Source organism: Sunxiuqinia dokdonensis (genome assembly GCF_001270965.1).
Lineage (GTDB): Bacteria > Bacteroidota > Bacteroidia > Bacteroidales > Prolixibacteraceae > Sunxiuqinia > Sunxiuqinia dokdonensis.
Window position 1 is genome coordinate 17011 of sequence record NZ_LGIA01000182.1, and the last position, 13922, is coordinate 30932.

General features: G+C 44.7%; 12 protein-coding genes and 1 tRNA gene. 6 read left to right on the forward strand and 7 right to left on the reverse strand.

Going from position 1 to position 13922, the window contains the following annotated elements:
• The first annotated feature begins 53 nt into the window (after positions 1-53).
• Positions 54-2510, forward strand: a complete 2457-nt coding sequence (feoB, locus tag NC99_RS16645; RefSeq protein ID WP_053186300.1) for a ferrous iron transport protein B — start codon at positions 54-56, stop codon at positions 2508-2510.
• Positions 2511-2761: 251 nt separating this feature from the next.
• On the opposite strand, the gene rpe is transcribed toward feoB, so the two are convergent.
• Positions 2762-3415 carry a ribulose-phosphate 3-epimerase gene (gene rpe / locus NC99_RS16650; RefSeq protein ID WP_053186306.1) on the reverse strand — a complete coding sequence of 218 codons (654 nt, stop codon included), beginning with the start codon at positions 3413-3415 and terminating at the stop codon, positions 2762-2764.
• Positions 3416-3488: 73 nt separating this feature from the next.
• Positions 3489-4355 (reverse strand): sigma-70 family RNA polymerase sigma factor, encoded by an 867-nt coding sequence (locus tag NC99_RS16655; RefSeq protein WP_053186309.1) that lies wholly within the window; start codon positions 4353-4355, stop codon positions 3489-3491.
• A 364-nt stretch (positions 4356-4719) separates the two neighbouring features.
• On the opposite strand from NC99_RS16655, the gene rho reads away from it, so the two are divergent.
• Entirely contained in the window at positions 4720-6444 is a 1725-nt protein-coding gene (gene rho, locus NC99_RS16660) for a transcription termination factor Rho (RefSeq protein WP_053186312.1), read from the forward strand.
• A 57-nt stretch (positions 6445-6501) separates the two neighbouring features.
• Here the strand turns inward: rho and NC99_RS16665 are convergent, their stop codons facing one another.
• Genes NC99_RS16665 through NC99_RS16675 form a run of 3 tightly spaced genes read right to left on the reverse strand, consistent with a single transcriptional unit; the run spans position 6502 to position 9723 of the window.
• Entirely contained in the window at positions 6502-8295 is a 1794-nt protein-coding gene (locus tag NC99_RS16665) for an aminopeptidase P family protein (RefSeq protein WP_053186315.1), read from the reverse strand.
• The gene (locus NC99_RS16670) at positions 8282-8812 is read right to left on the reverse strand and encodes an NUDIX domain-containing protein (RefSeq protein ID WP_053186317.1); all 531 of its coding nucleotides are present in this window, start codon (positions 8810-8812) and stop codon (positions 8282-8284) included. Before NC99_RS16670 ends, NC99_RS16665 begins: the two co-directional genes overlap by 14 nt.
• Positions 8812-9723, reverse strand: a complete 912-nt coding sequence (locus tag NC99_RS16675) for an alpha/beta hydrolase (protein WP_157624987.1) — start codon at positions 9721-9723, stop codon at positions 8812-8814. The genes NC99_RS16670 and NC99_RS16675 overlap by 1 nt, the downstream gene beginning before the upstream one ends.
• 109 nt (positions 9724-9832) lie before the next feature.
• Here NC99_RS16675 and NC99_RS16680 point away from each other — a divergent pair, with 109 nt between their 5' ends.
• Entirely contained in the window at positions 9833-10471 is a 639-nt protein-coding gene (locus NC99_RS16680; RefSeq protein WP_053186324.1) for a LysE family translocator, read from the forward strand.
• On the opposite strand, the gene NC99_RS16685 is transcribed toward NC99_RS16680, so the two are convergent.
• Positions 10461-10871, reverse strand: a complete 411-nt coding sequence (locus NC99_RS16685; protein ID WP_053186327.1) for an acyl-CoA thioesterase — start codon at positions 10869-10871, stop codon at positions 10461-10463. The genes NC99_RS16680 and NC99_RS16685 overlap by 11 nt on opposite strands.
• Before the next feature lie 9 nt (positions 10872-10880).
• Positions 10881-11684 (reverse strand): SDR family oxidoreductase, encoded by an 804-nt coding sequence (locus NC99_RS16690; RefSeq protein ID WP_053186330.1) that lies wholly within the window; start codon positions 11682-11684, stop codon positions 10881-10883.
• Between the two features lie 174 nt (positions 11685-11858).
• Between NC99_RS16690 and NC99_RS16695 the strand changes: the two genes are divergently transcribed.
• The 3 genes from NC99_RS16695 (at position 11859) to gmk (ending at position 13921) form a co-directional block, all read left to right on the forward strand.
• Positions 11859-11931 (forward strand) — tRNA-Lys (locus NC99_RS16695).
• A 496-nt stretch (positions 11932-12427) separates the two neighbouring features.
• On the forward strand, positions 12428-13303 hold the full coding sequence (locus tag NC99_RS16705) for a YicC/YloC family endoribonuclease (protein ID WP_053186336.1): 876 nt from the start codon (positions 12428-12430) through the stop codon (positions 13301-13303).
• 48 nt (positions 13304-13351) lie between these two features.
• Positions 13352-13921, forward strand: coding sequence for a guanylate kinase (gmk, locus tag NC99_RS16710; RefSeq protein WP_053186338.1), 570 nt, complete (start codon positions 13352-13354; stop codon positions 13919-13921).
• Position 13922: the final 1 nt, after the last annotated feature.

Here is a 13922-nt window from a genome sequence, read left to right on the forward strand (position 1 = left end):
ATCTTTGCACCGTTATTTTAATTTAATTCAAATTAGCATAGAGGAGACGGTGGGTGAGGCTTTCCGAGGTAAAAAATAATGAAACGGTAATCATAACCAAAGTGCTGGGCCATGGTTCTTTCAGGAAAAGAATTATGGAAATGGGATTTGTTACCGGCAAGGAAGTTAAGGTGATTAAAAATACTCCCTTTAAAGGTCCTATTGAATTCAAGATTCTGGACTACAACATTACTTTGCGCCGCTCGGAAGCCAGTTTAATTGAAGTGGTCTCATTTCATGAAGCGAAAGAGCTCGTGAGCACCAACTATGAAGGCGTGATTGATCAGGAGATTCTGAAACGGTCGGCCACCCAAAAAGGGAAAGTTATCAACATTGCTTTGGTTGGAAATCCCAATTGTGGAAAAACAACTTTATTCAATTTTTTATCCGGCTCGAAGGAACATGTTGGAAACTACAGTGGCGTGACGATCGATGCCAAAAAAGCTTCCTTCAAAAAAAATGGTTACCAATTTAACCTGGTTGACCTGCCTGGCACCTATTCGCTAACGGCTTATTCGCCGGAAGAAATTTATGTGAGAAAGTACATTTGGAGGGAAACACCCGATATTGTTATCAATGTCATTGATTCGTCGAATCTGGAGCGAAACCTGTTTCTGACCACCCAATTGATCGACATGGACATCAAGGTGATTTGCGCCCTGAATATGTACGATGAGTTACTGAAAAATGAAAGTGCCTTCAATTACGAAAAGATGGGAAAAATGATGGGGATTCCCATTATTCCGACAATTAGTTCGAAAGGAAAAGGAATTGATGAGTTACTGAATAAAGCGATTGATGTGTATGAGGATCGCGATCCCATCGTCCGGCACATCCACATTAACTACGGGCAGGAGATCGAAAAATCCGTTCAGCGCATCCGGATTAAAGTCAAAGAAAACAAACCAATAACAGACAAAATTTCATCCCGATTTTTAGCGCTGAAATTATTGGAAAAAGACAATGAGACGCTATTCAATCTGTCGCGGTATTCGAATTTTGATGAAATAAAGGCCATTACAAAAGAAGAAACCCGGCGTATTGAAACCCTGTTCAATGAAGATACCGAAACGGTGATTACCGATGCGAAGTATGGATTTATTGCCGGAGCTTTGAAAGAAAACTTCAAACAAAAAATCAATAACGGAAAGTCACGATCCGAGAAAATTGATCATTTTCTAACCCATCCGCTGCTGGGCATGCCCATTTTTGTTGTTCTGATCTTCATTGCGTTTTACAGCACATTTACCTTGGGAAGTTATCCTATGGCATGGATCGAAAGTCTGGTCAGCAGGCTCAGCGGGCTGGTTTCATCGGCACTTGCCCCCGGCATGCTGCGCGATTTGCTCACCAACGGCGTTATTGACGGCACCGGAAGCGTGCTGGTTTTCCTGCCCAACATTTTGATCCTGTTTTTTTTCATCTCCATCATGGAAGATTCTGGTTACATGGCCCGGGCCGCTTTTATTATGGATAAAATCATGCATTCGTTCGGACTTCACGGGCGCTCGTTCATCCCCATGGTGATGGGCTTTGGCTGCAACGTACCAGCGATTATGGCCACCCGGACCCTGCGAAGCCCGAATGACCGACTGCTCACCATGCTCATCATCCCGTTCATGTCGTGCAGTGCGCGCCTGCCGGTTTATGTGCTGTTCATTTCGGCTTTCTTTCCCAACAACCCGGGCTTGGTTTTGGTCGGAATTTATTTTACAGGAATCTTTACTGCGTTTTTGGTTGCCCAACTGTTCAACAAAACCATCTTCAAGAGCAAAGAAACACCTTTTGTACTGGAACTACCACCCTATCGAATTCCTACATTTCGAAACGTGCTGATCCACATGTGGGACAAAACCTGGCAGTATTTGAAGAAAATTGCCGGGGTGATTCTCATCGGTGTAATCATCATCTGGGCGTTGGGCTACTTCCCCCGCGAAACGGTGGAGACCGAAAAACTGTCGACCCAAATCGAACAAGTCCGGAATGATCACACCACCGGTGCCCAGGCAGAAACGCTGCATCAACTTGAAATGGAGCACGAAGCAATCCGTTTACAAAATTCGTATTTAGGACAAATTGGCCAATTGATCGAGCCGGTCATGCGTCCGCTGGGCTTCGACTGGAAAATGAGCGTGGCACTGTTGGCCGGCCTTCCAGCCAAGGAAATTGTGGTAAGCACGATGGGTGTTCTTTACCAGGTAGATGATGATGGCGACATTAGTCTGACAAAAAAACTTCAACAGGAACGATATTTGTCGGGGCCCAAACAGGGCCAGTTAATTATTTCGGTGCCGGTAGCCCTGGCATTCCTTATTTTCATTCTCATCTATTTTCCGTGTATTGGCGTGATTGCCACCATCAAAAATGAATCGGGAAAACTGTACTGGGCGCTCTTTACCATGTTCTACACCACGGCACTGGCGTGGCTGTTATCCTTTATAACCTTGCATCTGGCACGCCTCTTTTTTTAACCGCTCATCAGTCTTAACATAGAATTCGACAGTACAAACCAATGATACAGAGCATTATAACATACCTCATATTGCTGATTACGCTGGTTGTTGTTGTTCGTAAACTTTACCGGCTTTATGCTTCATTGCACAAACCAAAACCACAAGAGGGCAAACTGGCGAAATGCGAAAGTTGCAGCAGCGGGTGCGCCATCAAAGGCCTTAGCCCCCATCCGGAATGTCCTCCGGAACATCTGAATCAACAAAAATAGCTACAGGCTTTTAAACTTTCGGATTGTTGCCACGGGATCGTCGGATTTGAAAATGAAGCTTCCCGAAACCAATACATCGGCCCCGGCATCATAAAGATTGGCGCCAGTCTCAAAATTCACACCGCCGTCAACTTCAATCAGGCATTTTGGATTTTTCGAGGCAATCATCTCTTTCAGCAAACGGATTTTCTTATACGAGTTTTTAATGAAGGTCTGTCCTCCAAAACCGGGATTCACAGACATAATCAGCACCATATCAAGATCGACTATAATATCGTCGAGCACATGAACCGGTGTGTGCGGATTTAAACAAACACTGGCTTTCATGCCCTCACTTTTTATCGACTGGATCGTGCGGTGCAGGTGCGGACAAGTTTCGTAATGTACGGTAAGAATTGAAGCGCCGGCTTTTCGAAAAGGTACGACGAACGGATCGGGATTCGAAATCATCAAGTGTACATCCAAAGGTTTGGTTGCTACTTCGGCCACTTTTTCAATGACCGGAATTCCGAATGAAATATTGGGAACAAACACCCCATCCATCACATCGCAGTGAATGTAATCGGCTTCACTTTCATTGATCATTTCAATGTCCTGGCCTAAATTTGAAAAGTCGGCCGATAAAATAGAAGGAGCTACAAATCGTGTGGTCATGGGCTAAAATTTTAGCACAAAGGTAATTTTTATCGGGTTGAATGGAAATATGAATCGATAGAAAACCCGGCTTTTACTGCCCTAAATAAGCCTTCAATAATCGATTGCGGTAGTTATTTTTTAACCGTTTGATTGATTTTTCCTTAATCTGACGGACCCGCTCACGAGTCAGGTTAAAATGGGAACCAATCTCTTCAAGGGTATGCTGACGGTAGCCACTCAAGCCAAAGTAATATTTCAAAATTTCGGCTTCCCGCTCGCCCAGGGTGAGGAGCGTTCGCTCAATCTCCTTTTTTAATGAGCTGTTCATCAGCTCGTCATCCGGGCTGGGCGACTCGTCATTCAGCATGACGTCGTATAAATTGTTGTCATCTTCGTCCCGCATCGGAGCGTCCATTGACACGTGGTGGCTCGACACTTTCATGGAATCTTCAACCACGTCGGCTGTTGTTTCCAATATTTTTGCCACCTCGGCAGCGGTTGGTTCCCGTTGGTACTCCTGTTCCAGTTTCGAGAAAGTGCGGTTAATTTTATTGATTGAACCAATTTTATTGAGGGGCAACCGAACGATCCGGGCTTGCTCGGCCAAGGCCTGTAAAATAGATTGCCTGATCCACCACACTGCATACGATATGAACTTAAATCCACGGGTTTCGTCAAAGCGTTCAGCCGCTTTTATCAATCCTAAATTCCCTTCGTTAATCAGGTCGGGCAGGCTTAACCCTTGATTTTGGTATTGCTTTGATACTGAGACAACAAAACGAAGGTTCGCTTTAATCAATTCTTCCAAAGCAGCACGATCGCCTTTCTTGATCCGCTTAGCCAATTCCACTTCTTTTTCAGCTGTCAGCAAGTCAACCTTACCTATTTCGTGCAAGTATTTATCAAGCGACAGGGTTTCCCTGTTGGTTACTTGTTTGGTAATCTTTAACTGTCTCATGCGGCTAAGTGTCAGATAAATAGTTAATAAACAATTGCGAAGCAGTCATCTTTTTGTCGAAGTGAAAATAAATAATAAAAGCCTATAAATAGCAGAAAATCATTTTTTTTTCATGAACGGAATGAATTTGCCCGGAAACCGGCTTATTTCCTAAATAAATGAACCAAAAACAGGTATTTTTGTTTAAATTGCTCCTTCACCAAAATTAAAAATTCAGAGAAAATAAAATCTTTTTTGGGGAATCGCGTCATATTAGTTAATATTGCAGAATAATTCGATTTTTCACTTTATCCAGATAATTTTCCAAAAAGCATTTTACGATTCTCCTCCGAGCATTAACAGATGTAATTAATTTTCAAAAAATATGTATGACATTATTGAATTAAGCAAAAAGTTGGTTCCCGAACTGAGGGATATCGCTAAGGAGCTTAACATTAAGAAAGTGGAATCTTTCAAAAAACAAGATCTGATTTATAAAATTTTAGATACGCAGGCAATTATTGCCTCTGAAAAGAAATCAGATTTTTCGCCGAAAGACCGGGGACCAAAAAACAAACCAAACACCAAGCCTGATCTCAAATCAGAACAGAAAAACACACCGTCTGATGATGAGGGAGGGAAACAGGACGGCCAAAAGAACAAAAAACGCAAACGGACAACCGTCATCAAAGCGTCTTCGTTTTTTGACAAGTCGAAAAAATCGGGTGAATCCCCTGATAAACCGGGCGACAACCGGCCGGCTGAGCCTCAAGAAAAAAAGACGGACGAGCCAAATGAACAACAGCAACAAGTTCAGAAGCCCAGTGTAACGGTTAAAAAAGCTGAAAAAGCTCCGCAGCAAGAACACGCCGCTCCAAAACACGCGCCCAAAGAACAAAAAAAGGAGCAGTCCGATCGTAAGCCAAAGCACCCAAAATGGGAAAATAAAGGCAAGCATGGTAACGGCGGCCCCGATAAAGCATACGAATTTGAGGGAATTATTACCAGTTCCGGCGTACTTGAAATCATGCCTGATGGCTACGGTTTTATGCGTTCATCAGACTACAACTACCTGAATTCTCCGGATGATGTGTATGTTTCGCAATCTCAAATTAAATTATTTGGACTAAAAACAGGCGATACCATCACCGGAACAATCCGTCCGCCAAAAGAAGGCGAAAAGTATTTCCCACTCATTAAAGTCGTGGAAATAAACGGAAGGACGCCGGACTATATTCGCGATCGGGTACCGTTCGACCATTTGACACCACTTTTCCCAAATGAGAAGTTCAACCTGACAGGAAATGGGCATGATAATATTTCGACCCGCGTGGTTGATTTGTTCGCTCCCATCGGTAAAGGTCAGCGCGGTTTGATTGTCGCCCAACCCAAAACCGGTAAAACCATGCTGCTGCAAGAAATTGCAAATGCCATTGCCGCCAATCATCCCGAGGTGTACATGATTGTATTGCTCATAGACGAACGCCCGGAAGAGGTGACCGATATGGCACGCAGCGTGAATGCTGAAGTTATTTCATCTACTTTTGATGAACCCGCTGACCGCCATGTGCGTGTTGCCGGCATGGTGCTCGAAAAAGCCAAGCGAATGGTTGAATGTGGACACGATGTGGTGATTTTGCTGGACTCCATTACCCGTTTGGCCCGTGCTTACAATACCGTTGCTCCTGCCTCGGGCAAAGTGCTTTCGGGCGGTGTTGATGCCAATGCCCTGCACAAACCCAAACGCTTTTTTGGTGCGGCCCGCAACATTGAAGAAGGTGGCTCATTGACCATTCTTTCAACGGCTCTTACCGAAACCGGATCGAAAATGGACGACGTGATTTTTGAAGAATTTAAAGGAACCGGTAACATGGAACTCCAATTAGATCGTCGTTTGTCGAACAAGCGGATTTTCCCAGCTGTGGACATTATTTCTTCCAGCACGCGTCGTGAAGACTTGTTGCTTTCAAAAGCGATGATGGACCGGATCTGGATTTTGCGGAACTACCTGGCAGATATGAATTCGTTGGAAGCCATGGATTTCATTAAAACCAGACTGATGCGCACGGATTCAATTGAAGAATTCCTGATTTCGATGAATAGCGAGTAAAAATTCGAACGACTATAAAATACAAAAGCCGGCTGCATCTGCAACCGGCTTTCTTTTTTAGTGAATTTCAGTGGTTAGTTTCTTCAGAAAATCAACCTGCTCCTTTTCCAAAAGGGGTGACAACGTTTTCAATACTTTTCGATGATATTGATTGAGCCAGTCAAGCTCTTCTTCCGACAGAAGCTTCCTATCAACCAGTTTCAGATCAATCGGGCACAAAGTCAGTGTCTCAAAGCCTAAAAACCGGCCAAAGGCTGTCTCCTCCTTTTCGGTGCAAACAATGACATTTTCAATCCGAATTCCATATTCACCTTCGCGATAAATCCCCGGCTCGTTCGACAAAACCATACCCGGTTTGATGGTTTGTTCGTTGTATTCCTGCCGAATGCCCATAGGCCCTTCGTGCACGTTTAAAAAATAGCCGATACCATGACCGGTGCCATGACCATAGTTTAAGCCGTTCTTCCACAGGTGCATGCGGGCGTAGGCGTCCAGGTTACTACCCACTGTTCCTGTTGGAAACCTTGCCATACTTAATCCAATCATGCCCTTCAGCACCAGTGTAAAATCCCGTTTCTGCTGTGTCGATGGTTTCGACAGCGCAATGGTGCGGGTAATGTCGGTGGTGCCACCCAGGTATTGCCCCCCGGAATCGAAAAGCAAAATACCCTCGCCGGTAATTTCGGCAGCGGTTTCCTTGGTCACCGATCGGTGAACAATGGCGCCATTGCTGTTCAACCCAACAATCGGGAAAAAACTGTCCCCCTGAAATCCTTCTTGTTGCGAACGAAAGAAGGCTAGTTTTTCAACCACATCGTACTCTGATACCGGCGATTTTCCAACCGTTTGATCCAACCAGTACAACAGATTGACCATCGCTGCGCCGTCTTTTTTCATCGTCTCCCGGATGTGAATAATTTCGAAGGTCGATTTTTGAGCTTTCAATAAGGTGGGCGCAGAAGTTTGCTCCACGATTTTTACGGTTTTCGGAATAGCCGCCCTGACCGCCTGGTTCGTCCGGGCAGGATCAATCATGACTACACTATCTTCATGCAAATTCGAAACAAAATCATAAAACGCAGCATACGCTTTTAACTCAACACCATCATCCTTGAGTTTTTCAACCAAATCAGAATCAACTTTTTCTGAATCGACAAAAAGAGTCCTTTGGTCTTCGGAAAGCAAAGCAAAGCCAACAAATACCGGGTTAAAATCAACATCCGTTCCTCTGAGGTTGAAAGTCCAGGCCAGGTCATCCAAAGCAGTAATCACGGTTGCATTGGCACCATTTGTTTTTACAAACTGAAGCACGTCCTTGAATTTATCGGTCCGTTTGGTTCCGGCAAATTGCAAATCGTGCTCAACAATTTTGCTCGTTGGCAACGGGGGGCGGTCCTCCCAAATCGGATCCAGCAAATCGCCGACATCTCTCAACACCAGCCCATTCGCATTTAATGCGGTGCTCAGTTGGTTGTGCTGATTGACAGACAGGCAGGCAAAATCTGCTCCTACCGTACCTGCTGCTCCCAGCGTTATCGACAGCCAATCGGCCGGTTCGGGCGTACCGGCTATTCGCTGTTTCATCAGCTCAATGCCCGTACCTTCAAGTTCGGTTGTTGCTTGCAGAAAATAGCGTGAGTCGGTCCATAATGCTGCTCGATCTTTCGTAACAACAACCACTCCGGCCGATCCGGAAAAGCCAGTAATAAAACTGCGAGCTTCCCAATACGCCGGGAGATATTCACTTTGATGAGGATCTGTCCCGGAGATGTAACAGGCCTGGACATTTGCATTTTCCATTTGCGACCTCAATTTTGCAAGTCGTGATTTAATGATTTCAACTGTGTTCATTTAATTTCTTTAGAATGTTTTTCATTGATTGTGCCGGCAACTCATCCAGATTGACTTCGGATGGATGATAAAATTCGATGGCCGAGATATCGTCCATCGGCGTCAACCCCGTCATCGACTCCAGTTCCACAACAAAAGCCATATCGAGCGTAAACACCTGAATGCCAGCAAAGGGGTACATATTTGGGAATGAACAAAAATAGTCCATTTTTTTAACCCCGGTGCCCAATTCTTCTTTTAGCTCACGCGTCAGCGAGTCTTCGGCCGATTCCATTGGATCAACAAATCCACCCGGAAAATCGAGCATCCCTTTATGGGGCTCAATCGCTCTTCGCGTAAGCATGATTTTTCCTTCTTCGTTAAAAATAATGGCCGCCACTGCCGCCGAGGTGTTGAAAAAATAATGAAAGCCACAATGCAGACATTTTTTCGATCGGTCACCACTTTGCCTCAATTGCGTTGAGCCACAACTTGGGCAGTATTTAAAAACTTGGTTGGGATGTTTTGCTTCTGTCATTAGTCAATAATTGCCATCGATTTTAGCCAGTCGATAAACAGCGCCGGCCACTGTGCCACCGGAATATCCCGGTCGGTCATTCCAAAACCGTGTCCCCCTTTTGCGAAAATATGTAGTTCCGCCGGGATGTCATATTTTTTGAGCTCCCTGTAAAACGAAATTGAATTTTCGGGAATGACAGCTTTGTCATCATCGGCCAAAACAAAGAAGGCAGGTGGAGTGTTCGCCGTTACCCACAATTCGTTCGAAAACTGCCGGGCGATATCCCAATCGTTGGTTTCTCCAATCAGGTTTTTGCGCGAGCCCATGTGTCCAACGCCTTCTTTAAAGCTGATGACGGGATAGAGCAACAACATGAAATCGGGGCGGGCGCTCACATTTTGATACGGAGGCATCGCTTTTGGCTCAGCCAAATCGAAGTGTGTTCCGGCCGTGGAAGCCAAATGCCCTCCGGCAGATGAACCTGCAATGCCAATTTTCTGAGGATCAATGCCCCACTCCTGCGCTTTGTGACGCGTAAAGCGGATGGCCTGAAGTGCATCGGTTAATGGTATTTCTGAATTCCCGTAAGGCAAACGATATTTCAGCACAATTCCGGTAACCCCCTGCTCCTTGAGGTACTCAGCAATTCGGAAACCTTCATGGTCAATGGCTTCAATCCAATAGCCACCTCCTGGACAAATAATTACAGCTGCGCCCGTATTTTTCTCTTTCGGAGGTTGATAGACATACAATTCTGCTTCGGAAATATTGCTGTATCGATAAGTGCCACGCTCTTCAAAGTATTCTTCGTCTCCCGGAGGAGTATTCTTGTTGGGGGGACCATCGGGCCACAATTTCAATTGAAAATCTTGTGCCAAAAGAGCTATGGGTAGCACAAAAAATAGGATCAGAAGCGTGATTCGGTTCATTTTTGAAATATTTTTATGATTCAGGTAAAAGTACAAATAATTGCTAAGAAATGAATTTTAGGCTCCTTTCTGTTCGGCCTATTTTTATTCAATTAACTACTTTTGCACCATGTTTTTCGATTTATTTATTACCGGATTAGTGATCGGAGTCGCCGTTTCGATTCCACTCGGGCCAATTGGCGTGCTGATCATTCAGCGTACGGTGAACAAAGACCGGACTGCGGGATTTTTGTCGGGTATGGGCGCAGCCACTTCGGATGCGATATATGCCATTATTGCCGGCTTCAGCCTAACCTGGATTATCAACTTCATCCGGCAATACCAGCTGACTTTTCAAACGCTAGGCGCGCTGATTATTATGCTTTTGGGGGTGCATATTTTTCTGAAAAATCCGGTGAAGGATATTCGCCGCCTACGCCGGAAAGGCTCATCCTATTTTCAAGATTTTGCTTCTACGTTTCTAATTACCTTTCCCAATCCCCTTGTCATTTTTGTTTTTCTGGCCGTATTTGCCAGCACTGGTATTGTCCTGAATATTGACACACCGTACCAATCATTCTTCATTGTGTTTGGCGTATTTGCAGGGGCTTGTAGCTGGTGGTTGTTACTAACCGGGTTGGTTAGTCTGTTTAAGCATCGCTTTAATCTGAGATTGCTTTGGTGGTTCAACAAAATAGCCGGGGTGCTGATCTGGATTTTTGTGATTATCAGCTATACCTATTCTTTGCTCAACCAACTCAAAATTTAAAATGAGGCTCCATAGCTTCACGAAATTTTTGCGGGATCCGACAGGGCTTGTTGGCAATGGCATCAAAGAAAACCAAAACCACTTCTCCTGAATTGATCAATTCATTTTGCTGATTGTAAATTTCCGTTTTGATTGGAAATTTAACTTTCGGAATGGTTTCCACAATGGTACGGATAGTCAGTAAATCATCGTAATAGGCCGACTTCAAATAGTTGATATTTAAGCTGCGTGCTGGAAGTAAAATGTTTGAATCTTCAATTTCCTTGTACGTTAGCCCAAGCTCCCGAATCATTTCGGTCCTCCCAATTTCGTAATAACGCGGATAAACACCGTAATAAACGACACCCATTTTGTCGGTATCTTCGTAGTAAACCCGTACTTGTGTTTCACTAATCAGCATGAGATTCTTCTAAATGAATGGTGAATTGGGTTCTTTGCGCATGTGACTGTAGGTCAACTTATCTAACAATCCGGGCCAAAACTTACCCAGAAAGACCGATAATTTTCCTTCAACAAAAGTGAGAATCAATTCACGTTTCCTTTTCTTAACAGCTTGCGCAATGTGCCAGGCACATTTTTCGGCGGTCATCATTTTGCTTTCATCTCGCGGCGTTTGTCCTTGCGATGAACCATCCTGAGTGAGGGCAGCCTGGCGAACCTCCGAAGCTGTAAACCCCGGAGCAGCCACCAGCACATGCAGGCCAGTCTTAAGATTTTCAACCCGAAGAGCGTCCAAAAACCCGCGAATCGCATATTTTGAAGCCGAGTACCCTGTTCGCGCCGGAAGGCCAACATAGCCCGCAATGGAAATCACACCGACTACCGTTCCTTTGGTTTTCAAAAGATGGGGCAAAGCGCTTTTGGTACAATAAACCGTTCCCCAAAAATTGACATCCATCAGCTTTTTGATGACACCAAGATCCGCATCTGCAAACAAGGCACGCATCGAAATTCCGGCATTGTTAATCAGTACATCGATTCGCCCAAAGCGAACAACGGCCTGATTGACAAGATCCTGACAATCCTCCTCCCGGCTTACGTCAGCCTGAACGACAAGAACGTTGGCATCTGATAAATCATCCTCGATTTGTTTGAGGCGATCAATTCGGCGAGCAGCCAAGACCAACGATGCCCCACGCGACGCAAACTCGTAAGCCAGTGCTTTCCCAATTCCGGAAGATGCCCCAGTGATCACCACCACTTTGTCTTTCATATCGAACAAAATCAGTTTCCCGCAAAAATAGACTTTTTTTATGAGGATCGCTGAAGCTAGGTTGTTTTGAATAAAAATATCCCCTCAGCAACATATTTTCAAGATAAAGTTTGCAATTAAAATCTTAGTTTTTACCTTTGCACCGCCTTTAAACAAAAAGGCAATCTACAGGATGACTCAGTAGCTCAGCTGGTAGAGCACATCCCTTTTAAGGATGGGGTCCTGGGTTCGAGCCCCAGCTGAGTCACACTTCAAGACAACAAAAAACATCAAAAGCGCTTAAATCGAATGGTTTAGGCGCTTTTTTACTTTGTGCAGACATCAAAAACAGGCATAGAATCGCAAAGTAAACGAGACCATATCGAGACCTATCCGAAGAAAACCGCCAATAGGTCTCGGTAATCGATGTAATTTTCTGACGACCAATTCATTTTGGGTGAATTTGTTTCGTTTTGATGCTTGGATATGAGACCCCAAACGGGTAGCTTTAAGTAGGAAAACGAGGCCATTTTTGAACCAAAAAATGAGCTGAGTTATGAGAGTGACCGTAAATTTCTCTTTAAAGAGATCGAAATCCCGCACCACCCACAAACATCATCCTGATCTAACGTTAAAACTCCTTTGAAAGGAATACTAGGTTCCTGTCTCGTCGCGCCGGCACTGCGTCCGGTCAAAAACTTGCAATGGCATGCCCTGCGACTCCTATTAAAATATTAACTTTGTCTGCAACTAAAATTTACCGCATGATCAAATCGATGACCGGCTACGGAAAAGCCGAATTTGAAACCGGAAACAAGAAAATCACCGTTGAGCTAAAAACGCTTAACAGCAAACAGTTAGACATAAACTCCCGAATTCCGGCCCTGTATCGCGAAAAAGATCTGGTGATTCGTAAAGAGTTGAATGAAAAGCTCGTTCGCGGAAAGATGGATTTTTCACTCTACCTCGAAAACCTGGGAACCGAAAGCAATTCAGCCATCAACGAAAATATTGTAACGGCTTACTATCGCCAGTTAAGCACCATCCACGAAAAGTTGGGCTTGCCGGTTTCTGAACAGATCATGGAATCGATTATGCGCTTGCCCGATACGGTGAAAACTGTTTACGAGGAACTGGACGAAAAAGAATGGGAAACCATTCATGCCCAAATACTCAAGGTGATCGACTTGGTGGATCAGTTTCGAACACAGGAAGGCGTCGCCCTGGAGAAGGATATCCGCTCCAATATCCATGAAATCATGCAGTTGCTTGAACAAGTTGAGCCGCATGAAAAACAGCGCTTGGAAAACGTCAAGAGCCGGATTACCGACGGACTGAACGAACTAAAGATGAACGGCGGCTACGACCAGAACCGGTTTGAACAAGAATTGATCTATTACATGGAAAAACTCGACATCAACGAGGAAAAAGTTCGTTTGATCAACCATTGCCATTACTTTTTGGAAACGATGCAAAGCAGCGAAGCCGCTGGAAAAAAGCTGGGTTTTATCGCCCAGGAAATCGGACGCGAAATCAACACCTTGGGAAGTAAAGCCAACGAAAGCAACATCCAGCGGATTGTAGTACAAATGAAAGACTCGCTGGAAAGGATCAAGGAACAAATGCTGAACATTCTTTAACGATCATACGAATAAGCAATTAATTGCTCCGGCAATTTTTAATCAAACATGAAGAAAGGCAAACTAATCATATTTTCAGCCCCCTCAGGCGCCGGCAAAACTACCGTTGTGAAGCATTTGCTCAAGCAGGATTTCGGACTGGAATTTTCCATTTCGGCCACAAGCCGGGCACCACGTCACACCGAAACCCATGGCAAAGACTACTACTTTTTGAGTCCAGAGGATTTTCAGAAAAAAGTGGAAAACAACGAATTTCTGGAGTGGGAAGAAGTGTACCCGGGAACCTGCTACGGATCGCTGAAAGAAGAAGTGGAACGCATCCGAAACAAAGGCAAGCATGTGGTTTTCGACGTGGATGTGGTTGGTGGGGTCAACATCAAGAAATATTATGGCGACGAGGCACTGGCTATTTTCATCCAGCCACCTTCCATCGAAGAACTTCGCAACCGGCTGGTGGGGCGCTCAACCGACGCGGCCGAAGTGATTGAAAAAAGGGTTGAAAAAGCAGCCTACGAACTCACTTTCGCTTCGCACTTCGATGTGATATTGTTGAGTGAAGAACTGCCGGTAACGCTGGCCAACGCCGAAAAACTAGTCACTGATTTTATCAACCGCTAAA